The sequence below is a fragment of the Chryseobacterium subflavum genome, from assembly GCF_055762745.1.
The window spans coordinates 1,847,675-1,874,532 of sequence record NZ_JBVTMR010000001.1 but is presented as its reverse complement, the minus strand read 5'-3'; the positions used below and the strand labels follow the sequence as shown (position 1 = coordinate 1,874,532).

Sequence of the window (26,858 nt, the reverse complement as noted above, 5' to 3'; positions counted from 1 at the left end):
GCTGATTATTTATTATACGTTTGAGATAGTGCATGAAATGTGACTATTTTGTGATAAACTTTTGTTTCCCGATCAGAAGTTCGAAAAATAAGCGGAAATCTGAAATTAATGACCATATGGGATATTTGAAAGTTGCCGGTTTATTTCTTTCAATCAATGCGTGACTGAACCAGGCAAAACCATATCCAAAAATAGGAATGTACCATAAGAACCTTTCCTTTCCTGAACTGATAACATAAGCAATAACTAAAAATACCAGAAGGGTTCCCAGAAAATGAAAAATACGGGTTCCGGTTTTACTGTGCTCGGTAAGATAAAACTGATAAAATTCTTTGTATGTTTTTATTTTTTCAGACATGGTATAATGGTTTTTAAGTTTCCAAAAATCTAAAGCAATAAGTTCGCCAATTTTGGTGAGAAATCAAATCGCTGATTTATGAATGGTGAAACTGCCCTGAACGTGATTTAATTTTAAAATTTCACAATTGAAAATACAGGAATGCTGAATAGACTTCAGGTCTGATCAATCACTGGCGTTAAGAGTAAAATAAAAGGCAAAACTGCGGAATCGCAACTTTGCCTTTTAGTATTTTTTGCGATTTAGCCATTGAGCCTTTTCGCTTATTTGTAATTAGTCTCTGGAAGATTCCTTTCCCAGCTTACTGTTTTTATATCCGTAGCAAAAATAGATCACTAAACCTATAGCGAACCATAATCCGAACCAGAACCAGTTTTCATGGCTCATTCCTGTAAGAAGATAAAGACATGAGCTTAACCCTATCAAAGGAATTAAGGAGAAATTTTTAACAAAAGTAAAGAAACAAAGGATCAGATTAATAATAATGAACACAAAGATTGAAGCTCTGAATTCACCTTCTTTAGGATCATTCCAATCCATGAGGTTGTGGAAAAACTGAGGCTGCCACATATAAAAACCTATTAATCCACCGATAAATATTACGGGGAATATAATTTTCCCGTTAATATAAGGAAGGTGGAATCTGCCCTTGATCTTTTCCTTTGCCGGAAGCATTAAAACTCCTGCACAAACAAGAACGAATGCAAAAATGGTCCCTATACTGGTAAAATCAAGAATGAATGTCTTGTCCGTAAAGAGGATAGGAACTCCTACGGCAATACCTGTAACAATCGTTGCAAATGATGGTGTTTTGTATTTCGGATGTACTGTTTTGAATTTTTCAGGCATCAATCCGTCGCGGCTCATCGCATACCAGATTCTTGGTTGTCCCATCTGGAAAACGAGTAATACGGTAGTAATGGCAACGATTGCAACAAAGGAAACGACGAGTTCCATCCACGCTACATTGGCATTTGATTTTTCAAAAATGAACGAAAGAGGATCGCCGATACCATCAAATTTTCTGTAATCTACCATTCCCGTCAGGACTAATGTTAAAGCAATGTAAATCACTGTACAAAGAACCAGGGAAATGATCATTCCTTTCGGTAAAGTTTTTTGAGGATCTTTCGTTTCCTCAGACAGAACACTTAAGGCATCAAAACCAATGTAGGCAAAGAAAACTCCGGAAACAGCACTCATAACTCCTGCAAAGCCATTTGGCATAAAGGATGGAGTTTGTGTTTCAGGGCTTATCGGAGTCCAGTTATCGGTATTGATATAAGAAAATCCTACAAGAATCACTAAAACAATTACTGCCAGCTTTAAAATAACCAATGAATTATTGAAATTTTTACTTTCCTTTACTCCCACATAGCAGAGCCATGTTATAAGACCATTGATCACAAGGGCAGGAACATCAACGATGAACTTTAAGCTTCCTATTAATGGGGCAGATTTCCAGGCGTTGAGTAACTCCTTATTTTCTGAACCGTTGAGAAATGCTTTTTGGGCTTCCGTATAGCTGCAGGTAAGATAATCGGGAATATGCATACCCAGACGTCCCAGGAAACTTGTAAAATAATCGGACCATGAAAAAGCCACGTAGATATTTCCGAAAGAGTACTCCATGATCAATGCCCAACCAATGATCCATGCAATTAATTCTCCGAAACTTGCGTAAGCATATGTGTAAGCAGAACCTGCTGTAGGAATTCTGCTGGCAAATTCAGCGTAACAAAGCGCTGTAAAGCCACAAGCAAAACCACAAATTAAATATAAAAGAATAACTCCGGGGCCCCCTCTGAAAACAGCTTCGCCCAAACTGCTAAAACTCCCTGCTCCAATAATGGCTGCAATACCAAAAAAAACGATGTCCCAAACACCTAAAACTCTTAAAAGACTGGTAGATGTATCTGTTTCTGAATAGTTTTTCCTCCTGAAAAGTTGATTCATTCAATATTTATATTTGAAGTTGAAAAAAAACAAATGTAATGATAATTATAAAAGTATGTTAAAAAATAGCTAAATTTTCTATATTTTTCCATAAACTCCTGGCCGGGATTTGCCTAAGCAATAAGTTTTCAATACTTTCGTTGATATAATAGACTAATTTTTTTATTCCATAAAGAATGAAATCAAAAAAAATACTTTTAGCGGCTGCCGTGATCTATTTCGGAATCTCCGATGCTCAACAGTCTCAATACTTTACACAGAAAGAAAATTACAGATTCAATCTAGCTGAAAATCTTTACCAAACCAAAATATACAACGCTTCTCAATACGAATATGCCCGACAATATTTTTACAATCAAAATCTGTCGAGATCCAGGAAAGAAGCAGCCCAGTTTTTTGATAATGTGATCGGAGTTATTCTTCAGAAAAATCATGCTGAAGAAGGTTTAACGGCCTTTATCAAAGAATATCCGCATTCAGCATATTTTGCTCAGGCTAATTTGCCTCTGGCGGATTATTATCTGGCTAAAAAAGATTTTGATAAAGCGCTGGAGACTTTGAAAAATGTGAATCAGTATCAGCTTTCAAAAGAAGAAAATACCCAGTATATTCTGAAATTAGGATATGCAAAATTCATGACCGGAGATTCTAAAGGAGCAATAGATGCGCTGGAAGAAGCCTATAAATCGGCTGATGAATCTCAAAAAGGGGATATTGCTTATATGCTGGGACATTTGTATTATTCAAACAGGCAGAATGATAAAGCATTCCAGTATTTTGATTCTGTAAAAGATCAGCCTAAATATTCAAAGCTGGTTCGTCCTTATTACGTTCAGATGTACTACAATGACAAGGACTATGATAAAGCAATTTCTGAAGGAAATCTTTTATTGAATGAGAATATTTCTGATTCCTATAAAGCAGAAGTTCATAAAATCATTGGGGAAAGTTATTTCATGAAGAATGATTATGCTGCCGCATATCCGCACCTGAAGGATTACCTGAGTGTTCAGCAAAGTCCTTCTGAGAACGATTTATATGAAATGGGATTTGTAGCTGCTCAGCTGAAGAAATATGATGAAGCGGTTTCTTATTACAATCAATTGCTGAACAGCAACTCTGCATTGGCTCAAAATGCTTATTACCAGTTAGGGAATGCTTATCTGGCAGTAGATAAAAAACAGGAAGCATTGTCTGCATTCCGATCGTCTTACCAGATGAATTATGATGCAAAAGTAAAGAAACTGGCGCATGAGCAATATGCAAAATTAAGCTACGATATCGGAAACCCTTTTGAAAGTCCTTCAGGAGTTATCCAGAGTTATATCAATGAAAACCAGAATGCAGATAATGCTTCAGAGATGAGGTCTTTGCTGGTGAAATCCTATTTGTATTCAGGGAATTACAAGGAGACATTAAATGCAATCGACAGGTTGCAAAGCTCTTCTCCGGAAATTGATAAAGTAGATCAGGAGGTTTCTTACCTGTTGGGAACAGAGGAGTTCAACAAAGGAAATTATGATGAGGCAGAAAAATATTTCTTAAGAAGCCTTGCGTTCAATATCAATAAAGAATTCAACAGCAGGGCACTTTACTGGCTGGCTCAGACTTACTACCAGAAAGGAAATTATCCATCAGCAATTGTGCGTTATGAAAAATTACTGACCGCTACCTTTCCAGAGAAGCAACAGCTGCCTTATGATCTTGGATATGCCTATTTCAAATCCAAAAAATTTGATCAGGCCCAAACCTACTTTAAACAATACCTTACCAACCCTAAACCGGAATTTAAAAATGATGCGGAACTTCGTTTGGCAGATATTCATTATGCAAATAATGAGCTGAATGATGCAATCGCTATCTATGATAAAAATGAGGATTCTACGGACTATACCTTATACCAGAAGGGGATGGCTTTAGGATTTAAAGGGGATACGCAGGCTAAAATTAATACGCTAAAATCCCTTCTGTCCAAATATCCGCAATCCGACTATTACGATGATTCTCAATATGAGATCGGAACAGCATATGCGGCACAAGATGACTTTACAAACTCTAATGATTATTTTGCAAAAGTAATTAAAACCTCTTCAGATAAAGATCTTGTTGCTAACGCATCTATTTACAGGGCACAAAATTATATTGATCAGAACCAGAACGATAAAGCGATTGCTGAGCTGAAATCACTGGGAGAACAGTATAAGAATACGGCATATGCCCAGAAAATTGTTCAGGCGGCCAAACCTGTATTTACTAAAAATGGAGATGTTGCAGGATACGAAAGTTTTGCAAAAAATATTGGGGTTAATGTAGATGCCTCGGAGATCGATGAGATCAACCTTTCTACAGGAAAACAATATTTCTCGAAAAAAGACTATAAGAATGCCATTTCTTATTATGAGAAATACCTTACACAAAATCCTACTGGAGAAGGACTTTTCCAGGCTAAATATGAACTGGGAGAAAGTTATTATCAAACGAATAATACAACAAAAGCGTTATTGGTACTGCAGGAAGTTGCTAATGTTCAGAATGATTACCAGGATGATGCACAAACCCGTTTAGCCCAGATTTATGTGTCGCAGGGGAACAGTGCAGAAGCTAAAAAATATTTAGAGAACATTAAAAACTCTTCGGATATCAATATTAAAAACTACGCGAATGTAGAATTAATGAAGATGTATGCTGAGGAGAAAAACTTCTCTCAGGCTGAAAAGCTGGCCAATGATGTTATTGCTAATACTAAAAACTCTGCTGCTGTTATTGAGACGGCAAAAGTAATCAAGGCAAGAAGCCTCATGAACTCTTCGAAAGATAAAGATGCCCAGGCAGCTTACGCTTCTCTTGAAAAATCCTCCAATACTGAGGTGGCAGCAGAAGCATTATATGCAAAAGCATTTTACCAGAACAAAGGAAAAGCATTCAAATCTTCCAACGAAACCATCTTCAAGCTGGCTAATAACTATTCTTCTGAGGAGTATTGGGGAGCTAAAGCATTGGTGCTGATGGCGAAAAATTATATTGGTTTAAAAGATAATTACCAGGCAAGTTATACTTGTGATCAGATCATTGCGAACTACAAGGACTTCCCGGAAATTGTTAATGAAGCTAAGGAAGTGAAAAAACAGATCAAAAAATAAAGAAAATGTACGGTCGTATCGACGGGTATTATTTCATTAATATATGCCGTAGATACATAAATACAAAGCAATAATGAACAAGAAAATTCAAATATTATCCATATTATTTTTAGGGGTTTCGCAGATTGCGTTTTCCCAGATCAAGGAAGAAAGGCTGATTCTTAATAAAAAAAGAGAACCGGAAGTTAAAAAGATCGAAAAGAAAAAGACTTCAATAGAAACTATTAAGAACTATCCGCCTGAAGAGAAATCTCAGAATCCTGTACAATACAGGATTACAGATGTTCCTGCTGTTTCAGACTTTAAAACTTCCACAATTCAGGGTCAGGATGTAACGCCAAAATTTGAAGGATCTGCTCAAAATAATTACCTGCAATTTGGGATGGGGAATTTCGGAAAGATATTAGGAGATGCCAATATTTCCAAAACCCTTGATAATAAGCTTGAAGTAGGGGCTGATGTGCATTTTCTGTCAACATTGGGACTGAAAAGAGAATATGCATGGGATTCCAAACAGAGTTCTGCCACTATAGGGGCTTTCTTAAACTCCTATGGAGAAAAAGGAAAATTCAATTTGAACGCCCAATATGGATTGGATAACAACAGGTATTACGGAATCTATGCTCTGGAACCTGCAGCAGATGTGGATCTGACGCAGAGGGTAAACCAATTTAAAGTGAACGGATACTATGATTTCTATTCAAATGAGATCTTAAATGATGTAAGGGTTAAATCCTCTTTCTTAAAGGATCATTTTGACGCTCAGGAAAACCAGGCATCCGTTTTGGTGAATTTATCAAAACATGGTGTAGAATTGTCTAAAAATGACATTCTCATGAATGCTGATTTGGGAGTAGGATTGGAAACCGTTAAAACCGATTTCGAAATCAGGGATAAAAATTCATCCAATTATTTCAACGCTACTTTAGATCCGAAAGTTACTTTCACTAAGGGAGAGTCTTATTTAATGGTGGGTTCTTCATTTGCATTTCTGAATGGTAAAAATTCAAGTGCCATTATGGAGCAGGTAAAAAACAATAAAAGCTATTGGTTTCCAAAAGCTGAATTCCAGGTAGCAGCTTCAAAAGAATTCAAATTCTATGGAGGGGTAGACGGAGGTTTAAAACTAAATACCTACAGTGACCTTCTGCAGCAAAATCCATTTATCCTTTCCGATCAGATGTTGAAGCCTACAGAAACCAAATATCATTTTTATGCAGGTTTAAGAGGGGATATTGATGAAACAATCAAGTATGATTTCTCAGCTGGTTTTGGAAAAATGAGAGATATCCTTTTCTTTAAGGCTAATGATCTTTTCAATAATGATTTTACATTAAACCGTTCTGCATATAATTTTGCGAATACATTCTCTGCTATTTACGATGACGGTAATGTAAGTGATATCAAAGGAAGCATTCAGTATTTTCCTCTGGCAAATCTTGTTTTAGATGCTGAATTGAGATTCACAAAGTATAATTTGAAGAATTACGATAATATTTATAACGTTCCTTTATTTAATGCCAGCATTGGTGCAAAATATTCAATGCTTGATAAAAAGTTATTGCTAGGGTTCAAGGGAATTTTTGCAAGTGACAGAACGACAAACTCTTACTCTATCGAGGGAGTGGCAAATCCTGCTATGATGTATCAGTCTACAGAGAACACTAATGATAAAGTTGGTGGTTATGCAGATTTAAATCTTTCCGCAGAGTATAAATTTCACAAAAATTTCAGTATTTTTGCAACCGGAAATAATCTTCTGAACTCAAACTACCAAACCTACAAAGGATATAAAGTATTGGGAGCCCAGATTTTGGGTGGTGTAAAGATTACTTTCTAGTAGTACTTTAAAGAATAGGAGTAAGAAGGTTTAATTCCTTCTGATCTTGTTACTTCAATCTATTACGGATCGGCTGCATAGTTTAATGGATAGAACTTCGGATTTCGGCTCCGACAGTGAGGGTTCGAATCCTTCTGCGGTCACAAAAAAAGGCAACTATTTGATAGTTGTCTTTTTTTTATAAATGTAAAATCTCTTTATCAACTCTTATGTTTAATCTGTTGTGTTTGATATTTTAGTCTATTTAAAATAAACATTCTGGAAGTGCTACAAATACTGTAGATAAAGTTTGCATAATACTCAATAATGGCTCTGCTCAACTTGCAGCCAACAAAATCTTATGTTATAATTTTTTTCCATCATATTTTAGTTTTTTGTGGTTATATGGTATTCTTTGGACAGTCTATCATAAGGGATATTTTAATAACAATTAATCATCATTCCTTCGAACAATAATTGAATTATGATCTGTGTCATAAACTTTTGTTGAGCAGTCTATTACCTTTACACTTATACTCACTAAATAATTGTAATAAGATTATAATTATTAAACCGAATCAATTACAATCTTTTATCACTGAATATAATAGAGTATATGGCAATTGAGCAATCAGTAACATGTTCAATAATTCGCACTTAATATTGGCGTGTCCTGCTGCTTATTTTCAAATCATAAATTCTTTAAACACCAAATAAATCATATTGATATGGAAAGTAAAATAACAAGGAGAGATGCTATCGGAAAAATAGCTGCAACTGTTGCAGTGGCAGCCGTTGCTCCCGGTGCTTTAGCGCAGTCACAAAGCACTACTACAAGAAAAACGAATGCGAAGGAGCTTACGGATCCCCGGAACAAATATCCCAAGCCGCCTTTTAATAAGCAATCGCAACCTTTTCCCGGATTGGCAAACAAAATGACACCGGTACCCGATCATGGAGAGAAGAGCTACGTAGGTTCTGGAAGATTAGAAGGAAGAAAAGCACTGATCACCGGCGGTGATTCAGGCATTGGTCGGGCTGCAGCTATTGCTTATGCAAGAGAAGGAGCGGATGTAGCAATTAATTATCTGCCTGCAGAAGAGGAAGACGCAAAGCAGGTGATTGAGCTTATTAAAAAGGAGGGTCGTAAAGGTATTGCCATCCCCGGGGATATTCGCAGTGAAGCCTTTTGCAAGCAATTGGTTGCCCAAGCTGTACAGCAACTCGGAGGTCTGGATATTCTGATCAATAATGCAGGTCATCAGAAAGCCAACGAATCTATACTCGATCTTAGCTCCGAAGACTTCGACTGGACGATGAAAACCAATATCTACGCACCTTTTTGGATCACAAAGGCAGCTCTGCCTTATATGAAACCAGGTTCTTCTATCATTGGTCTATCGTCTATTCAGGCTTATGATCCATCCGCTGATCTTTATGATTATGCACAAACCAAGGCAGCAACGACCAATTATGTGAAATCTCTTGCCAAGCAACTGGGCCCGAAAGGGATAAGGGTCAATGGCGTTGCGCCAGGACCTGTTTGGACACCTTTGCAGGTAAGCGGAGGGCAGACACAGGAAAATCTGGAAAAATTCGGTGGTGATACACCGCTCGGAAGGCCGGGGCAGCCTGCAGAACTCGCTTCTATATTTGTTCAATTAGCAGCTGATGACGCCAGTTTTGCAACTGGACAGATTTACGGAGCAGCCGGAGGTAAAGGACAGCCATAATCTTAACAACAATTAGAATATGGATTCGTTACGGAAAAAACATTTTACCATAATAATATTATGGTGTTTCTTTATTTCCTTTCTAAAAGAAGTGGTTTTCAGGACGGTCAATTATTAAAAGAGTATGAAATTTTGTAATTACCACTTTATATTTAAATTTAGGTTTGTTTTGCTAATATTTCCCTCAATTAGAGGGATTTTTTATTTTAACCGGTCTTTGTAATGTATACTTTCACCATGCAGCGAGAAATTACTAGGCTCTCTACTACATCTGTTTCACATTTCTTGTTTTAATTTTCATTATAAACCTAGAACCATTTCATTTTGATTAAATTTATAAAGGTGAATCAGCTTACCAGGCGGGAATTAATTAAAAAAAGTAGCTTAGCCTTTTTCGGTATTTCGTTACCTTTGATTACAAAAACAAGTCATTTATTTATAGAAAAACCAAAACCTACCCATATGATTAAACCATTTTCAGTCAATGTATCACAACAAGTTCTGGATGATCTAAAATTAAGATTAAATCTAATCCGATGGCCGGATCAGATAACAGGATCTGATTGGAATTATGGTACTGATCTTTCTTACCTGAAAGAATTAACCATGTATTGGCAGAAAACATTTGACTGGCGAAAAGTGGAAACTGAAATCAATTCTTATCCCAATTTTATGGCTGATATTGAAGGACATCATATTCATTTTATGCATATCAAAGGAAAGGGCAGGCGGTCAATACCATTGATAATTACGCATGGATGGCCCGGATCATTTCTGGAAATGATGAAACTCATACCTTTATTGACTGAAGATCCCCATTTTTCTTTTTACCTGGTTATCCCTTCTGTTCCAGGATTTGGTTTTTCAGATAAAATTATTGACCCAGGCTGTAACAGTGAATTTGTTGCCGATATTTGGCATAAATTAATGATAGAACTTGGGTATCAACGATATGGAGCTCAAGGCGGCGATATAGGTTCGGGCATAAGCACCTGGCTGTCCTTAAAAATCCTTCTCATATGATTGGTTTGCATCTTAATTACATCTCAGGTTCTTATAAATCTTATATAGCTGATGGTGAACAGCTTTCTGAAGAAGTATTAGCATTTCAGAAAATCGCAGCGAAATGGACTGCAAAAGAAGGCGCATATGCTCATATGCATGCGACGAAACCATTGACAGCAGCATATGGATTAAATGATTCGCCCATTGGATTGTGTGCATGGATCATTGAAAAATTCAAGGGATGGAGTGATAATGACGGAAATATTGAAAGCTGCTTTACTAAAGATGAACTGCTTGCGAATATTACCTTATACTGGGTAACGCAGACTATACATTCTTCCATGAGGATTTACAATGAAAACAGTAAAAAACCACTGGTATTTAAAAAGGATGACTATATAACAGTGCCTGTAGGTTTTGCTAAATTTCCAAAGGAATTACCCACTCCTCCCAGGTCATATATTGAAAAAGGGTTTAATATAAGATCCTGGAACACAATGTCTGCAGGTGGGCACTTCGCAGCAGTGGAACAGCCAGAATTACTTTCAGAGGATATAATAAATTTCTTCTCAGGATTGGACTAAACAATAGGTAGTAAGCGACTATTAAATAATTCTGAAAGTAATTTTTTAAGTAGTCAAAATTATTCCTTGGCTAGATGGAGTTGAATAAAACCGTCCTTAATTTTTTGTTCTTTATACTTAAATTTTGAGTTCAATTCACTGTTATTTCCCAAAATACCTCCGACGCCAGTTATTAATAAATTGATGTTGAAGTAAATATCTGTTACCAAATCTTTATCTATAAAAGCATTAAAAGTACCTGTTCCACCCCCGATTGCTATTTCGTGTAATCCTTTTGCCGAAATGTATTCAATAGCTTCTTCCGGACTTCTAATAGTTTTATAACCATCTAATATGTTTGTTGTGCTAGACAATACTATGATTTCTATTCCATCAAAAAGTTCACGAACATCTTGGGGGAAGTTCAGGAAATTTTCAAAGGTTTTTAATCCTATGACAAGGTTTCCGGCTTGTTTTGCATACTCCAGGTAAAATTCCATTGCTTCCGGTGGTAATTGATGATGGGGATTGTCCGATAATAAGACCTTTCCGTTAGCTGAAATATTGGCGATTAGTGTTACTTTCATTGCGAATGATTTTATTTTACAAACAAAAGTATTGGATATTTGCTTTATATTTACTATTCATTTCCTCTAGGAAAGTCACTATTTATGATCGAAAAAAAAGATATTGATAAGGAAAAAATACTGGCTATAAAAGATGCCCTTGAACTATTGAGTGGCAAATGGAAGTTTTGTATTTTGCATAATTTATATCATTATAAAGTGATGAGATTCACAGATTTGCTGGAGAAGTCTGTAGGCATAACGCCAAAAGTTCTATCCAAAGAGTTAAAGGAGCTTGAAGACAATTTGCTGATCAGCCGGACTGTGAATAATACGAAACCGGTTACCGTTTCTTATACACCTACCCAATATATGGAGGAGATTCACCCGGTCATTGATGCCTTACTTAATTTTGGTCTGAAACATAGGCTAAAAATAAAAGAAAAGTGATCAGAACAAACAAATAGATTTAAATAAGCCTTGTATGTATAACTAGGATTATTATATAGCTATTAAGGAATGATTTCAAATCGGTAAGTATTGGTTTCAATGATTATTGCAGAATTTTCTATGAGGTGTTATTTCCCCAACATCTTTTTTGTTACAAATTCTTTGAAGAAATAATCTCTGTATATGTTTCCAATGGGGATTTCATTCTCCTTAATGTAAATGGTATTATTATCTAGAGAATTTATATGCATGGAATTAACGATATAGGATTTGCTCACTCTTACAAAAATATTCCTTGGCAGCTGATCATGAATTGTTTTAATATTCATTGCTGTAATAATTTTTTGTTTTTCCGTATGCAAAATCACATAATCTTTTAGCCCCTGGATGAAAAGAATATCTTTAAAATGAAGTTTAAACATTCTCCGTTCTGCCCGGACAAATAAATAATCATCTGTACTGGGTTCTATATCGGAAAAACTTTGATCTATTTTCATTAATTTGGAATAGCTTCTTGCCTTTTCTACTGCTTTTTGAAAACGTTCCAACCTGAGATTTTATCAATATTAAATTAATTGCAGTTTCCAAAAGGTATTATGCTTATTTCAGAAAAATACTGAATGCTTCCGGCTCAGAAAGCGGTCCGTTTTCTACGATTCCTACAGCTGTTAACGGAAGTATTATTAATCAGACTAACTCTTCTAATGCTCCATTGGGCTACTTTAGATTATCAGAAGTGGATACCAAAGATTATACTATTCAATAGTGGGTTGGGATAAAATTTTTGCTAATAATGTTTAAAAGTTGACGTTTGTAATCATAACAAAAGGCCTCTTAAGAGGCCTTTTTATATTAAATGACATTGATTTTATTCTTTCATCACTTTTTGCGATAAGGAAGTGCCGTCTGCAAATTGGATATTCAGCATATAGATTCCTTTTGTCAGTGCTGAGACATTGATCTTTTGGGATGAGGTGGTTAGAATGATCCTCCCTGCCATATCAAATAAAGTACATAATTTGATCTTTTTCTCTGTTTTTATATTGAGCTCGCCTTTTACAGGATTTGGATATATGCCGGAATTTTGAATTGAGGTTTCTTTGATACTCAGTTCTCCTGCATCGTAATACCTGGCAAAAACACCATTAGATGCCGATAAACTGTATCCTACAATTATTTTTTTATTGTCCGGGCTAATAACAAGATCAACATTATAGTTAACCCCTCCTGCTGAGAACCCCGGTGTACCTATAGTTACCCAATTGTTGTTATCGAATTTTTTAACGGTAGTTTTCATATTGTTAGTACCGTCTGCATAAGCTATGTAAGGTATGCCATCCGATGCTATGGCAAGGTTGGTAAAAATGGCTGTGCCTGCAGAAAATTGTGCCGGACCTACTGTTTCCCAACTGGTACCGTTAAATTTCATAACAGTTGTTTTTTCACTGTCATTGAAATCTGAATAGCCAATATAAGGAGTACCATTAGGTGCGATTACAAGACTTAGATACATGGCACTGAAATCTACCGAGAATCCGGATGTTCCTACCGTCTCCCAACTGGTACCATTAAATTTTTTCACGGTTGCTTTGCCTCCGCTAACAATGTCTCTGTACCCAGCATATAGAGTTCCATTCTGTGCTACAGCAAGATTGACATATTGGGCATCTCCAGCTGAAAAGCCTAATGTTCCCACTGTTTCCCAAATCGTTCCGTTAAACTTCATTACAGTAGCTTTTTTATTGTTATTATTATCTGAATATCCTACGTATGGTGTTCCATCAGGGGCAATAACTAAACTGATAAAAATGGGACCACTGCTCGTAAATCCTTGTATTCCTACTGTTTCCCAGCTGATACCATTGAATTTTTTTACCGTCAATTTACTACCATTCGCATAATCCTGATAGGCAATATACGGAGTGCCATCCGGGGCTGTAGTGAGATCTATCTGAGATGTAATGCCATCCGAAAATCCTTCTGTTCCTACGGTTTCCCAATTGGTACCATTAAACTTCTTTACAGTGGCTTTACTATTGTTCACATAATCTCTGTATCCAAAATATAGGGTACCATTTGGTGTCATCGTAAGGCTGGTAACGTCAGAAGTTCCGAACGAAGGTTGGTTGGAGTCATCGGGACCCAGGGGCTGCCAGGTATTATTTTGACCGAATAAAAAAATAGAAAGGGAGAATAAATAAAGAAAGATAATCTGTCTAAAGAATAATTGTTGTTTCATTTTAGTTAAAAGTTTGCTTTAAATATACATAAAAAGCGGTATAGAAAATTAAAATGAAATAGCAAGTCTTCATCATTCCACAGCATATAAGGCTAGCTTTTCCCTTGATGAATACGTAAAGGAATAGTTGTCCGACAATTCAGTATTGCCTGAGCCTAATAAATCCGATAGGTATAACCATAGGAATACCTCTTACAGATTTAGAATAATATGCAATAAAAATTATTGTAAGAATACAAAAAAATTAATTGAGATCGTAATTTGCAATTACCAGACTAAGGATAAAGTGAACGTAATCCTGTTCAGCATCTTTTCTGTTGATCAGTTTATTTTTATATTCATAAGAATTTAGTTTCTGAGATAACTTCTGATAATCATCAAAAGTATCTCCCTTGATTTTTACCCTCATATTCCCATCTCTTTTCTGGATGATATCATCATCCAAAGTTCTCACCTTGAATAAAACTTCACACAATTTCGGCCGAGCATTCATTGATCCAGCATACCTCTCAACTATATTGATCTTAAAAGAATCAAACATAATTGTATTAAAAACAATGTTAGAGTTAGGCTCCTGCGTATTAAGCGCAAGTTTGTAGTTCATGAATTTAAATTTTGGCAAATATATGATTTAATTACACAAAATAGCATTCATTTTTCAATAGATTATTTTCATAATTATCAGGTCCTAGTCAAGCAGGAGAGGAGAAATGCGAAATAATTTTATATTTATTCACGTTATACTGAAATAAATAGACTGTTATTCAATAGTAGGGATCGTATATCTGTAAAATTTCGAATAAAGGTGAATTTTTTTCCTTTTTAAAAATCGGAAGATTATCCGTAAAAACTTGTTTTAAACTATCTTCTTATAAATGAGGAAGATGAAAAAAGTCAGGGAATTTTTCTATTCTTTTATTTTTTTCCTCATAGGCTTTGCGTAAATTTATTCTTTGTATAATAAATACCAATACAATGGAAGGATATAGTTATGGGATGGTCGGCCTTGGTGTAATGGGGAGAAATCTTCTTTACAATATTGCTGATAACGGTTTTTCAATCGCAGGATTTGATCTTGATGAAGCGAAAGTAAAAGAATTAGAGGCAGAGGCCACTTCAGAAATGAAAATAAAAGGGATAGGTTCTCTGGAAGATTTTGTTTCCGCATTGGAAAGTCCGAGGAAAATTATTCTTATGGTGCCGGCGGGCAAGCCTGTAGATGCAGTTCTTGAAAGCCTGACTCCGCTTTTAAGTCAAGGCGATATCGTTATTGATGCAGGAAATTCTTATTTTGAAGATACCAACAGACGTATTGCCGATTTGGCCTCAAAAAATCTGCATTTTATGGGGATGGGGGTTTCCGGCGGTGAAAAAGGTGCACGATTTGGACCGAGTATAATGCCAGGAGGAGATTTGGAAGCATTTCGTCTTCTTCAGCCTATGTTGGAGGCCATTTCTGCAAAAGTGGATAATGAAGCCTGTACCGCATATATGGGGAAAGGATCAGCAGGAAATTATGTGAAAATGGTTCATAATGGGATTGAATATGCCATTATGCAACTGATCAGTGAGGCCTATGACCTGCTAAAAAGAGGAGCTAAGCTTAACAATGATGAGCTATATCAGGTTTTTAAAGAGTGGAATAGCGGCGAGATGAACTCATTTTTAATAGAGATCACCCGGGATATTTTTCAACAGAAAGATTCTTTAACCGATGGATACCTGTTGGATCAGATTTTAGATAAAGCAGGGGCAAAAGGAACAGGAAAATGGACTTCTGAGCAAGCCATGGAAATCGGAGTTTCCATTCCGACGATTGATATTGCTGTTACTTCAAGAATATTATCAGCATATAAAGAAGAGAGGGTTCGCGCTTCTAAACTGTATTCAGGCCGCGAAATAACAAATCCGGAAGATACTAAAGCATTTATTAAAGAAGTAGGAGATGCACTTTATCTGGCTACCCTGATCAGTTATGCACAGGGACTGGCTTTACTGGTTAAAGCATCTGAGGAATATGGTTTTGAAATTCCGTTAAAAGATGTTGTAAAAATCTGGAGAGGAGGTTGTATTATTCGTTCCGTGCTGTTAGAGAAATTTTATCTGGCGTACACCCAAGACCCTCATTTATCCAATATCTTACTTGATCAGGATATTTCAGTTATAGTTAAAGAAAAAATAAGCTCATTAAGAAAAACAGCGGCTTATGCTGCCTCTAATGGAATTCCAAGCTTAGGGCTGCAGACTGCTTTAGGTTATTTTGATGCCTATACCACAGCATCTCTTCCTGTAAATCTTATCCAGGCTCAACGTGATTATTTTGGAGCACATACCTATCAGCGAACCGACAGAGAGGGAGTTTTTCATACTTCTTGGCAAAGTCTAAATCAATAAATTCGGAAAAATGAATGAAAATAAAATCTTGCAGCCAACAACCATTATAATTTTTGGTGCTACAGGAGACCTGGCAAAAAGAAAACTTTTTCCGGCTTTTTATAACTTGTATATCGATGGCAGAATGCCAAAAGGCTTTAACATTGTTGCACTAGGAAGAGCAGACAATACTGATGAATATTTCAGGAGCTATATTAAAGAAAATCTGGAGCGTTTTTCCAGAAAAAAAGTGACTTCTGAGGACTGGGCAGGCTTTCAGGCACATATTACCTACTTTCAGCATCAGCTGGATGAAGAAAGTTCATACCTGTCGTTGTATGAGAAGCTGGAGGCTTTTGATAAAGTGTATGGTGTACGGGCCAACAGATTGTTTTACTTATCAATCGGGCCTAATTTCATAGCTACCATTTCAAACCATATTAAAAATACAGCTTTAGCTGGTGATGCTAAAAAAGACCGAATCATTATCGAAAAACCTTTTGGCTATAATAAACAATCGGCAATAGAGCTCAATAGTCTTCTTGCACAGACATTTGAAGAAGAACAGATCTATCGTATCGATCATTATTTAGGAAAAGAAACCGTTCAGAATATATTGGCATTCAGATTTGGGAATTCTATTTTTGAACCTTTATGGGATCATAAATATATAGAATCTGTGCAGATCACTGTTGCCGAAGAAGTGGGGGTAGAGACGCGGGGAGCTTTCTATGAGCAAACCGGAGCATTACGGGATATGGTTCAGAACCATTTATTGCAAATCCTCTGTATGGTTGCTATGGAACCACCTGCATCCCTGGAATCCGGGGAGATTAGGGACCGGAAAGTAGATGTTCTGAAAGCAATCCGTAGAATTTCTCCTGACCAGGTCGATCATTATGCGGTGAGGGGCCAATACGGAAAGAATATTATAGACGGTGTAGAAATAAAGGGATACCGCCAGGAAGATGGGATTGCTAAGGATTCCAACACAGAGACTTTTGCGGCTGTAAAATTCTACCTTGATAATGAAAGGTGGCAGAATGTTCCTTTTTATGTCCGTACCGGGAAAAAAATGAAAGAAAAGCATTCTTATATTACGATCCAGTTTAAACCTTTGCCGCATTCAACGTTCTCGGATAGTCCTCATCTTTTATCAGCAAACAGGCTTATCATCAATATTCAGCCGCTGATGGATATCAGACTTCAGTTTATGACCAAAAAACCAGGGCTTTCGCTGGTCTTAAAACCGGTAGAAATGATCTTTGATAACTTTGTCTGTCAGGAGGATACCCCGGAAGCCTACGAAACTTTATTATTGGATGCGCTTATCGGGGACCTTACCTTATTTATGCGTTCCGATCAGGTAGAAGAAGCCTGGGATGTAGTTACTACTATACAGGAAGCGTGGGAAAATAATAAAGATGCCTCTTTCCCTAATTATAAAGCGGGGAGCTGGGGACCGGATGACAGTATTTCATTGGTTGAAAGACAGGGGCATAGCTGGGTGTAGCAAGTATTAATTTAAAAAGAAAAAAATGAATATCACGATATTTGAAGATCTGGATAAGCTGTATAAAAAAGCAGCAGATACCTTTGCTGATCTTTCAAAAAAATCAATAGAGAAAAACGATAAATTTGTTGTCGCGCTAAGCGGAGGCTCTTCTCCTAAGGCTATTTTCAACTTGCTGGCAACTCCCGGATATGCAGAAAAGATTGAGTGGAATAAAGTGTATTTCTTTTGGGTTGATGAACGATGGGTTCCTTTAGATGATGACAAAAGCAATGCTAAAATGACTTTTGAAGCCTTACTCAATAAGGTTCCGGTTAACAAAGATCAGGTTTTTCCAATGTATAAGGAAGGTATGGCACCTGAAGAATATGCTAAAGAATATGAACAACAGATCCGAAAAGTTCTTGGGCCGGACGGTATTTTCGACTTCATTCTTTTAGGAATGGGAGATGACGGACATACGGCTTCTTTATTTCCGGGAGAAAATGTTTTGGATGAAAAAGAAAAGTGGGTATCCGCTTACTATCTGAAACCTCAGGAAATGTTCAGAATTACTTTAACGGCACCATTGATCAATAAAGCGGATAACATAGTGGTTGTTGCATTTGGGGAGTCTAAAAGGCATGCGCTGAATGAGATACTCAACGGAGAATATAATCCCAAATTATATCCGATGCAGCTTATTGAGAAAAAAGAAGGTTTTCAGTTTTTCACAGATGAAAAAGCAGGAGGTTAAAATCTGAGCTATTTCAACTTATTTTAATCAGAAAATAGAACTTCGCGTCACTGAGCGCTAATTTTTTCAATACTTTATAAAAGTATTCAAAGATTGAAAATTGAATATATTGAGCGTCTAGATCTATAATGGATCTGGACGTTTTATTTTTAAATTGTATGTGGTTTTAGTGCCTTAGATCCTAATATTGAGAAGTTATTTTATCTAATCTTTGTGTGATTTCTCTGGATTTTTCACAAAGAAATATTGATTTTTTTTGAAAAATATTTTAAATAATATTATCTGAAAAATTAATTGTAAAAAGTTTTCATGCATCATTACAAATCAAAATTTCCTTGCTGTTAATATATTCCTGAGGAGTCATTTTAAATTTAGACTTAAAGACTCTGTTGAAAGTTGACCTGTTATAAAAGCCTATAGTAAGATATATTTCCTCCATTGAAAATTCTTCATTTTTGTCTTCAAGGGAAGCAATAAAAGCATTTAATCTAAACTCGTTCAGATAGGTTTTAAAATTATTTTTTGTGTAATTATTGATGGTTGTAGAAACGTATTGGGTATTGGAATTCACATCACGTGCTAATTGCTTGAGACTATATTCCGGATTTTTCCATGGTTTTTCAGTTTGCATTAACAGCTCAATTTTTTTAAATAATTTTTCATAAATAGTGATTGAAAGCTCATCCTCAGAATATTTATTCTTAAACAATCTCATTTTTTTCTGTTTCTCCAGTAAGAAGAAACCTTCTACGCTTATATTATTTTCCATTAAGAAAATGTAGACAGATTTCAATCTAAGAATTTGAATTGCATAGTATAAACAAACAGTAAAGATGATAAATGCCCAGACAATCATATAAGTATTGGAAACTTCATAGTAAAGAATATCATTGATATTTATATTGTCTTTTATAAAATAATAGTTAAATATAATACTTAATGGAAGACCTGTAAGTAAAATGGCCGATATATAAACTGTTTTCTTTACGTTGTAAAATAATAGCAATGCAATAGGAAATATAAAGACATATACAATAATACTTGGAAAATTCTGATATTATACAATGGTCAGAAAAGTATTTAAAAGCATAAGATAAGCCAAGGTAAGTTTTCCAACTTTCTGAAAGTTATAATCCCCAGAAACTAAAGTGAAAATATAACAAGGCCCTACTGTTAAAAGTAATATTAAATCATAAAAAAGGTGTTTGGTTCCCCAAAAATAGAGATCAAACAACAATGTGATGAACTGTTTCACCAATAATAAGAATATGATTTTTTTAGCGAAAGAATATTCTAATTTTTCTATTTTATTTTTTACTTCATCTGCGAGTACATGCATAACAATATATAATTATATAAAAGTGATGTTTTGATAATTTCATTGAATAATATCATGTATCATTTCCGTAGATGTAAACTTTAAAAATGGTTGATTTTAAGTGTTTTATAATTTTTACAAAATGAAACATATCTTTTTTTAAACTATTCGATTTTCAAAAATTGTGCCTATAATTTTGTAGGACATAAATTTTAAAAAAAAATTATTATGAAAAATTACCCGATTATTAGTATCGTATTATTATTGTTTTTATTCTTTAATCCTTTATTTTTTACTGCTCAAGTTGGGATTAATACAACAACACCAAATTCGAATTCTGTGCTTGATTTAACTTCAGATAATAGAGGTTTTTTACCTCCAAGATTAGCATTATCATCTATAAATTCTCCATCTCCTTTGTCCGAACATGTGGCAGGTATGGTTGTCTACAACATTGCTAAAGTAAATGATGTGAGTCCTGGTTTATATGTCAATGATGGAGTGCAATGGGATAAAATAAATCAGCCTTCTGACGATGAGTCGGGTTCCATATTGTTAAAACAAAAATACAGAGGAAGGAATCTACAGTCTAATAGCTTTAATAAACCAACATTAAAAGTGCCTTCCATGAATTTGGAGTTCAGATTTGCAACTTATAATGGTACAACACCTGGAGCCAATAGCGATAATTCCTATACATATATTGAAGTAAGATTATTGTCAGCTCCTGTTTCAGATGTTACTTATTATGCTAGTTTATTGTGGTTTGGGTCTAGCACAAATGGAAGTGTGCAGAATGTTACCTTTACTCCATCGAATTGGGATACATGGTCAAATGCTTTATCATACAATGGAAATTGGACAAGACCATGGGGATTTCAGTTTCAGATTTCTACAAAAGATGGAGTAATACCGGGAAGTAATGATTTAAAAGCGGGGTACTTTTATGGGTTTGATAGTTTTAATAATGGGGCAGGAGCCGAAAACGAAACATATGTTGTTGCATTCGAACAATACTAAGATTATCAAGAAGCAGATGAATATTTTCATTTATAACTGATATCTGTTTCTAAAATAATTATACAGCCTGAGATTATTTTCTAGGCTGTATTTTATTATATATAAGAAAGTAACTTTTACATGATCGTCTTTTTTGTAAAGCTTACTTTTATTTTAAGATGATAGTTATTAAGTTTTTGGAAACTAAGATTTTCACTAATGTAGTTACAATTTGTGTGTAAATTGTAATGATAATACTGCAATGATTGTTTATTATATATAATAATCAACGTTAACTCTTCAAAAAACTTAGATCAATTTTACTATGAAAAAACTTCTGTTAAGCTTAATTTACCTTAGTGTATCTGTTGTTTCTGCACAAAAACTGAAAAAGCCAGTAATATCCAACTCTAAAAAAGAGTTTTTTTCCCATCAATCTATTCAGCTCGAAACCGATAAAATTTTTAATAAACTTGTTGAGATCAGAAGAGATTTTCATAGAAATCCGGAATTGGCAGGTCATGAAATTCGGACTCAGAAGATGCTAAAACAGTATTTGATTGCCTTAGGACTTGAGGTAGAAACGGATATATATGGGTATGGAGTAGTAGGAATCTTAAGGGGTGAACGTGAAGGAAAGAAAATAGCCTGGAGATCAGATATGGATGCGCTTTTAAATGATTTTCCGGATCCGCAGCCTTTCAAATCAGAAACAAAAGGTATTCAACATAGCTGTGGTCATGATGTTCATATGGCGATCGGACTGGGAATCGCTGAAATTCTTGCTAAAAATAAAAAGCATTTAAAAGGAATCGTTTACTTTGTATTCCAACCGGAAGAAGAAACCTTTATGGGAGCTAAAGGAATAATGAATACTAATTTATTTTCCAAAATAGTTCCTGATGAAATATATGGTCTGCACGTAACCGCTCTCCCGGTAGGAGAAATAATAGTGAAGCCGAATGAAGTATTTGCTTATCAGAAAAGAATACGAATTGAATTAAAAAAAGAATTATCAAAAGAGGAGATAAAAAGTTTAACCGGGAAAATTCATACCTCTTTGTCCCGCATGAACGCAGGAAGTAAGCCATGGGAAATTCAGCATATAATAGATCCGGATATAGGATTGATAAACCCTAATACTATTTTTAAAGATTATCGCATCCTGGACGATAAGTTGAGTGTCTATTCTAGAAATGATCACTTCTTTCTCGAAGCTTATCTGTATGAGACCAATGCATCACGTGTTCCGAAAATAATTCCTGAAGTTAAAAGATTGGTGGAGGATGCTTATAAAAGTCAGCTTATTTCAGTTTCATTTATACAAGAAAACCCTATAGTCATCAATGATGAAAAACTGACCGGCACTGCAATAAAAACCATTCGTGATATTTACAGGATCAATGCAATTTCTCCTGATTATGGACAGGTTCCGTTTTTTAATGATGACTTTGCTTATTTTCAACAAAAAATACCAGGTGTATATTTTCTCCTTGGAGGTTCCAACTTTGAAAAAGAAATGATTGCTATGAATCATTCTCCAAATTTTCAAGTGGATGAAGAAAGCATAAGAACAGGGGTGAAGTATTTTTCATCGCTGATTATTGAACAACTTTATAAAAACTAAGTTCTTTCACGAAACTTTTTTTAAAATAATTCCTTTTTGAAAAGGGAACTTTAAAATTTTAAATAAAAAAAGATGTAGTTTTGAATCAAGCATCGTATAGTTTTATTAAACTCATTAGCATAGCAAAAGTAAATTGAAAAAAATTATAAGTATAGCCATTGCTGTTTCAGGATGGATTAATATGTATTCTCAAAGCACCTATGTTTTTTTTGGATCTTTTAACCGTGACAAAGCAGCTGATGGAATCTATGTATATCAGCTGAATACAGATACCGGGAAATTATCAAAAGTATTCAAAACAAAGAATATCCTGAATCCATCCTATATCACCCTGTCGCCCAACGGAAAATACATTTTTGCCTGTACGGAAAGTAAAACACCCAATGCCGGCAGTGTAAGCAGTTTTGAATTTGATCCTGCCAAAAAAACACTTAATTTTATCAATAGCCAAAAGAGTGGTGGTGAAAATCCGGTTTATGTAACTGTTCACAAAAATGGTAAATGGTTGTTGAATGGGAATTATACGGAAGGAAGTATTTCTGTATATCCAATTTCAGATAATGGAAAGATCTATCCGATGGTCCAACGGTTCCAGTTTTCAGAAGGAAGTGTCAATCCTGAAAGACAGGACCGTTCTCATATTCATTCAACCGTTTTTTCACCGGACTTTAATTATGTATTTGCTTCTGATTTGGGTGCGGATAAGATCAGGATTTATCAATTTAAAAATGATGCGGTTCAGCCAATGGATGATGCTGAGCCTGCTTTTATTCCTACTATGGCGGGAACGGGACCCAGGCATTTCACCTTTCACCCTAATGGTAAATTTGCGTATTGTATCGAAGAATTAGGCGGGGCGATTGATGTGTATTCCTATGAAAACGGAAAATTAGAAAACATCCAAAGAATCAGTACCCATAAAAATGAAGTAATAGATAATTTTGAAAGTTCAGATGTTCATATTTCTCCTGATGGAAAGTTCTTGTATGCTTCAAACAGGGGTAATGAAAATAATATTGCTATTTTTTCAATACTTGAAAATGGTACCTTAAAAACTGTAGGATATCAGCCCACTTTTGGTAAACAGGCAAGAGTATTTGAAATAGATGAAGAAGGGAAGTTTTTAATCGTGACCAATGCTGCCAGTGGAAATGTTTTTGTGTTCAGACGCAATCAGCAAACGGGATTGCTGCAGAAAGTAGGGAGGAAGCTAAAAATAAAAGGGGTATCTTGTGTGAAGATAAAAAAATACCACTCTCGTTCCTAATAATTTACTTTATGGACAAAGAAACAGCCAGATATATCATAGCGTATTTCAGCGAATTAATGACTGATCATGAAAAGTTAATCTTAACTTATCGCATGTATTCATTCATGTCTTTTTCCGATATTCAAACGGGAGATTTGGGAGAACTAAAATCAGATGAGTCTTCAGAATATGATCATGAAAAGATTAGATTAAATGTAGCAACCAGGATTATATCTGAATACCCTGAAAAAGTATTTTTTAACAATTGTCCAAAATGCGGAAAACTTGCGCGTACACCAAAAGCAAAGCAATGCAGGTATTGCAAATATAGATGGGATTATGTAGTAACAGCTCAGTTTAAACTTGATTTTGTTTTAGAAATTACCAATAGGCCCTTTTTTCTAATAGGACAAATTATCAATGGTGAAATAAATCAAAGCCACCTGATAGACATGACTAATGTGGGAATAGATAAATTAGTAAAAATTGACAGTATTGAATTTGCGCATTATCATCAAAATGAACAAATATCGGGTAGTATTGGACTGGCAACGAGTGGCCTGACAGAAGAAGAAAAGCAATATTTAAAAGATAAAAGTCCTTTTAGAAAACCAGTTAATATCATTAGTAAATAATGAGTAATCCATATTTCATACCGATTATTCAGTGTAATCATTCTGATAATAGACATATCCTTCAAAAAATGAATTCGTAAATATCTCTCTTGGATATTGAAGAGGAAAAGCTTAACCAATATTTTTAATGAGAAAATGTAAATATTATGCTTTTTATTTCATATTGTAGTGAATTAAATTATTTGCATAACTATTTATTAATGGTAGATTACAGATAATAATTTGTCACTAATTAATGAATTTTTGTAATTTAGCCGAAACTTAACCAGTAAATAAACTGAACGAATTTGCTAAAATTTAGATTGTCGGGGGTATTTACTAATAACCAATACAAGAGGTTGTCTTAAATGACAGCCTCTTATTATTTATTATAAGTAGTCCGAAATGGGAAACATTAGGGCGATAGACAATAAAAAAGCCTTCCGGAGAAGGCCTAAAAAAAACACAAATGTGATTAAATCACAAGATGTTCAAATATAATAAAAAATCCTCAACCTAAGTTGAGGATAAAAACTAATAACCATGAAACTCAAACATGAGTCACGTGCATAGTAAACGGAGCATATGGAATAATATTTTGTAAAAAATAAAGAAAATACAGGAAAACCCGTGTTTAAAGTGGTTGTGTGGTATATATTTTTTTATTCTTCTGTTTTTTTATCGAATATTTTTTGAATAATAAGGGATTTAACTATATCAAATTAAGTATTATAACAAAAGTGGTCCCTTTCTTTTGTTATATTTTTTACTTCTAAATCCCAACTTTTACATCATTAAAGTCTTTTGTCATATAATATTCAAAACATAATAAAAGTGGAATAAAATTAGTAAAGCTGAAAATAATTGACGCTTTATAATGTTAAAATCTATTATCTTAGTTAATAGAATTTTGTTACACTTACCGCCAATGGACAATGAATTTCAACCAGATGCAATTATCGTAGGTTTTGGTTTGGCAGGACTTACTGCTGCTATGGAAATAACGAACGCCGGAAAAAAAGTATTATTGATCGATCAGGAGACAGAACAGAATATCGGAGGACAGGCATTCTGGTCTTTTGGTGGTCTTTTTCTGATTAATTCTCCTCAGCAGCGAAGAGTAGGAATTAAGGACTCTTATGAACTGGCGAAACAGGACTGGATGGGAACAGCAGGTTTTGATCGTAAAGAAGATTACTGGCCGAAACAATGGGCAGAAGCCTATCTGAATTTCGCAGCTAACGAAAAGTATGATTATATTTCTAAAATGGGAATTAAGCTGATGTTCATGGTGGGGTGGGCAGAAAGAGGAGATGGCTCCGCGGATGGGCATGGTAACTCCGTTCCTCGTTTTCATGTAAGCTGGGGCACTGGGACCGGAGTTGTAAAACCTTTTGTAGAAAAGGCTTACGAAGCAAAAGCAAAAGGGCTTCTTGAAATGAGGTTCAGGCATCGCGTTACCGGCCTTATTACAGAAAATGGTAAGGTCACAGGCATTGAAGGAGACATTCTTGAAAATGACAATAAAGAAAGAGGTGAGGCAACCAGCAGAATTGTTGTTTCACAATTCAAATACAGTGCGCCCCATATTATTATTGCTTCCGGAGGAATAGGAGCTAATCATGAACTGGTGCGCAAAAACTGGCCGCAACGATTAGGTAAAGCTCCTGAAAAAATGGTATCTGGAGTTCCTGCTTATGTAGACGGGAAAATGATAGGGATTACTGAAAATGTCGGAGCTGATATCATCAACAGGGATCGGATGTGGCACTATACGGAAGGTCTTCAAAACTGGAATCCTATTTGGCCGGATCATGGGATCAGGATATTACCGGGACCTTCATCCCTGTGGTTTGATGCGAATGGAAACAGGCTTCCAGCGCCTTTCTTACCTGGGTTTGACACATTGGGAACCCTGAAATACATACAGGATACTGGGTTTTCTTATTCGTGGTTTATTTTAACACAAAAAATCATTAAAAAAGAGTTTGCCCTTTCTGGCTCCGAGCAAAACCCTGACATTACAAATAAGGATTACGGTCTTTTTTTTAAAAGAATCTTTGGGAAAAAAGCACCAGGTCCTGTGGAAGCTTTTAAAGAACATGGAAAAGATTTTATCGTATCGGATAATCTTCAGGATCTGATTAAAAGGATGAATGAACTTTCCGGAGATCATCTTTTGGATTATGAAAAGGTAAAATCTCAGATCGAAGCCAGGGACAGAGAATTGGATAACTCGTTTTCAAAAGATACACAGGTGAATTACATAAGAAGTACCAGAAAATACCTTGGAGATAAATTGGGAAGAGTCGCCACACCACACAAGATACTGGATCCACGAAACGGACCTTTAATTGCGGTAAGGCTTAATATTCTGACAAGAAAAACGTTAGGAGGGATTAAGACCAATCTGAATGGACAGGTTTTAAGAGAAGATGATACAATAATAGAAGGACTTTATGCGGCTGGGGAGGTTGCAGGTTTCGGAGGGGGAGGAATGCATGGCTATCGAGCCCTGGAAGGAACCTTTTTAGGAGGCTGTATTTTTTCAGGAATGAAAGCCGGAAAATATATTGCCGGGCTGAAATAAGATAAAGAAC

Annotated in this window: 23 protein-coding genes and 1 tRNA gene; 16 read left to right on the top strand and 8 right to left on the bottom strand. The window is 35.4% G+C overall.

From position 1 onward, the window contains the following. Positions 1 to 43 precede the first annotated feature (43 nt). Positions 44 to 358 carry an Mpo1-like protein gene (locus tag AC0INN_RS08265; protein ID WP_273648298.1) on the bottom strand — a complete coding sequence of 105 codons (315 nt, stop codon included), beginning with the start codon at positions 356 to 358 and terminating at the stop codon, positions 44 to 46. A 273-nt stretch (positions 359 to 631) separates the two neighbouring features. After that, complete coding sequence (locus tag AC0INN_RS08260) at positions 632 to 2,314, bottom strand: APC family permease (protein ID WP_273648297.1); 1,683 nt, start codon at positions 2,312 to 2,314, stop codon at positions 632 to 634. Between the two features lie 176 nt (positions 2,315 to 2,490). On the opposite strand from AC0INN_RS08260, the gene AC0INN_RS08255 reads away from it, so the two are divergent. The 6 genes from AC0INN_RS08255 (at position 2,491) to AC0INN_RS08230 (ending at position 10,595) form a co-directional block, all read left to right on the top strand. Continuing rightward, entirely contained in the window at positions 2,491 to 5,454 is a 2,964-nt protein-coding gene (locus tag AC0INN_RS08255) for a tetratricopeptide repeat protein (protein ID WP_306612674.1), read from the top strand. A 73-nt stretch (positions 5,455 to 5,527) separates the two neighbouring features. Next, positions 5,528 to 7,294: a TonB-dependent receptor gene (locus tag AC0INN_RS08250; RefSeq protein WP_306612673.1), complete on the top strand. Its 1,767-nt coding sequence runs from the start codon at positions 5,528 to 5,530 to the stop codon at positions 7,292 to 7,294. A 71-nt stretch (positions 7,295 to 7,365) separates the two neighbouring features. Further along, positions 7,366 to 7,437, top strand: a tRNA-Arg gene (locus tag AC0INN_RS08245). A 564-nt stretch (positions 7,438 to 8,001) separates the two neighbouring features. Beyond that, the gene (locus AC0INN_RS08240) at positions 8,002 to 9,006 is read left to right on the top strand and encodes an SDR family oxidoreductase (protein WP_306612671.1); all 1,005 of its coding nucleotides are present in this window, start codon (positions 8,002 to 8,004) and stop codon (positions 9,004 to 9,006) included. 462 nt (positions 9,007 to 9,468) lie between these two features. After that, on the top strand, positions 9,469 to 10,029 hold the full coding sequence (locus tag AC0INN_RS08235; RefSeq protein ID WP_306612669.1) for an epoxide hydrolase family protein: 561 nt from the start codon (positions 9,469 to 9,471) through the stop codon (positions 10,027 to 10,029). Then, the gene (locus tag AC0INN_RS08230) at positions 10,026 to 10,595 is read left to right on the top strand and encodes a hypothetical protein (protein WP_306612667.1); all 570 of its coding nucleotides are present in this window, start codon (positions 10,026 to 10,028) and stop codon (positions 10,593 to 10,595) included. Before AC0INN_RS08235 ends, AC0INN_RS08230 begins: the two co-directional genes overlap by 4 nt. Before the next feature lie 59 nt (positions 10,596 to 10,654). On the opposite strand, the gene AC0INN_RS08225 is transcribed toward AC0INN_RS08230, so the two are convergent. Continuing rightward, a complete protein-coding gene (locus AC0INN_RS08225; protein ID WP_306612665.1) occupies positions 10,655 to 11,161 on the bottom strand; it encodes a dihydrofolate reductase family protein in 507 nt (168 codons plus the stop codon). Positions 11,162 to 11,245: 84 nt separating this feature from the next. Here AC0INN_RS08225 and AC0INN_RS08220 point away from each other — a divergent pair, with 84 nt between their 5' ends. After that, positions 11,246 to 11,590: a winged helix-turn-helix transcriptional regulator gene (locus tag AC0INN_RS08220; protein ID WP_306612664.1), complete on the top strand. Its 345-nt coding sequence runs from the start codon at positions 11,246 to 11,248 to the stop codon at positions 11,588 to 11,590. A gap of 128 nt (positions 11,591 to 11,718) precedes the next feature. Here AC0INN_RS08220 and AC0INN_RS08215 read toward each other — a convergent pair whose 3' ends face one another. Beyond that, a complete protein-coding gene (locus AC0INN_RS08215) occupies positions 11,719 to 12,138 on the bottom strand; it encodes a LytR/AlgR family response regulator transcription factor (RefSeq protein ID WP_306612661.1) in 420 nt (139 codons plus the stop codon). A gap of 11 nt (positions 12,139 to 12,149) precedes the next feature. Between AC0INN_RS08215 and AC0INN_RS08210 the strand changes: the two genes are divergently transcribed. Further along, the gene (locus tag AC0INN_RS08210; protein ID WP_473046828.1) at positions 12,150 to 12,356 is read left to right on the top strand and encodes a DUF4249 family protein; all 207 of its coding nucleotides are present in this window, start codon (positions 12,150 to 12,152) and stop codon (positions 12,354 to 12,356) included. A gap of 102 nt (positions 12,357 to 12,458) precedes the next feature. On the opposite strand, the gene AC0INN_RS08205 is transcribed toward AC0INN_RS08210, so the two are convergent. Together AC0INN_RS08205 and AC0INN_RS08200 are read right to left on the bottom strand one after the other, a co-directional pair. Continuing rightward, the gene (locus tag AC0INN_RS08205; protein WP_306612659.1) at positions 12,459 to 13,829 is read right to left on the bottom strand and encodes a T9SS type A sorting domain-containing protein; all 1,371 of its coding nucleotides are present in this window, start codon (positions 13,827 to 13,829) and stop codon (positions 12,459 to 12,461) included. A gap of 244 nt (positions 13,830 to 14,073) precedes the next feature. Further along, positions 14,074 to 14,433, bottom strand: coding sequence for a prevent-host-death protein (locus AC0INN_RS08200; RefSeq protein WP_172278770.1), 360 nt, complete (start codon positions 14,431 to 14,433; stop codon positions 14,074 to 14,076). Positions 14,434 to 14,804: 371 nt separating this feature from the next. Here AC0INN_RS08200 and gndA point away from each other — a divergent pair, with 371 nt between their 5' ends. Genes gndA through pgl form a run of 3 tightly spaced genes read left to right on the top strand, consistent with a single transcriptional unit; the run spans position 14,805 to position 18,451 of the window. After that, positions 14,805 to 16,223: an NADP-dependent phosphogluconate dehydrogenase gene (gene gndA, locus AC0INN_RS08195; protein ID WP_306612657.1), complete on the top strand. Its 1,419-nt coding sequence runs from the start codon at positions 14,805 to 14,807 to the stop codon at positions 16,221 to 16,223. A 10-nt stretch (positions 16,224 to 16,233) separates the two neighbouring features. Then, the gene (gene zwf / locus AC0INN_RS08190) at positions 16,234 to 17,715 is read left to right on the top strand and encodes a glucose-6-phosphate dehydrogenase (RefSeq protein ID WP_172278766.1); all 1,482 of its coding nucleotides are present in this window, start codon (positions 16,234 to 16,236) and stop codon (positions 17,713 to 17,715) included. 25 nt (positions 17,716 to 17,740) lie between these two features. Then, positions 17,741 to 18,451, top strand: a complete 711-nt coding sequence (pgl, locus tag AC0INN_RS08185; RefSeq protein WP_306612654.1) for a 6-phosphogluconolactonase — start codon at positions 17,741 to 17,743, stop codon at positions 18,449 to 18,451. Positions 18,452 to 18,758: 307 nt separating this feature from the next. On the opposite strand, the gene AC0INN_RS08180 is transcribed toward pgl, so the two are convergent. After that, positions 18,759 to 19,220 (bottom strand): helix-turn-helix domain-containing protein, encoded by a 462-nt coding sequence (locus AC0INN_RS08180; RefSeq protein WP_306612652.1) that lies wholly within the window; start codon positions 19,218 to 19,220, stop codon positions 18,759 to 18,761. Between the two features lie 288 nt (positions 19,221 to 19,508). After that, positions 19,509 to 19,790: a hypothetical protein gene (locus tag AC0INN_RS08175; protein WP_306612651.1), complete on the bottom strand. Its 282-nt coding sequence runs from the start codon at positions 19,788 to 19,790 to the stop codon at positions 19,509 to 19,511. Between the two features lie 207 nt (positions 19,791 to 19,997). Here AC0INN_RS08175 and AC0INN_RS08170 point away from each other — a divergent pair, with 207 nt between their 5' ends. From AC0INN_RS08170 to AC0INN_RS08150, 5 genes are all read left to right on the top strand, one after another. Then, positions 19,998 to 20,789, top strand: a complete 792-nt coding sequence (locus AC0INN_RS08170; protein WP_306612649.1) for a hypothetical protein — start codon at positions 19,998 to 20,000, stop codon at positions 20,787 to 20,789. 304 nt (positions 20,790 to 21,093) lie between these two features. Continuing rightward, positions 21,094 to 22,395: a M20 metallopeptidase family protein gene (locus AC0INN_RS08165; protein WP_306612647.1), complete on the top strand. Its 1,302-nt coding sequence runs from the start codon at positions 21,094 to 21,096 to the stop codon at positions 22,393 to 22,395. Between the two features lie 133 nt (positions 22,396 to 22,528). Further along, the gene (locus AC0INN_RS08160; RefSeq protein ID WP_306612645.1) at positions 22,529 to 23,662 is read left to right on the top strand and encodes a lactonase family protein; all 1,134 of its coding nucleotides are present in this window, start codon (positions 22,529 to 22,531) and stop codon (positions 23,660 to 23,662) included. 11 nt (positions 23,663 to 23,673) lie between these two features. Continuing rightward, positions 23,674 to 24,279 carry a hypothetical protein gene (locus AC0INN_RS08155; protein WP_306612643.1) on the top strand — a complete coding sequence of 202 codons (606 nt, stop codon included), beginning with the start codon at positions 23,674 to 23,676 and terminating at the stop codon, positions 24,277 to 24,279. Positions 24,280 to 25,186: 907 nt separating this feature from the next. Continuing rightward, on the top strand, positions 25,187 to 26,848 hold the full coding sequence (locus AC0INN_RS08150) for an FAD-binding dehydrogenase (RefSeq protein WP_306612641.1): 1,662 nt from the start codon (positions 25,187 to 25,189) through the stop codon (positions 26,846 to 26,848). Positions 26,849 to 26,858 lie beyond the last annotated feature (10 nt).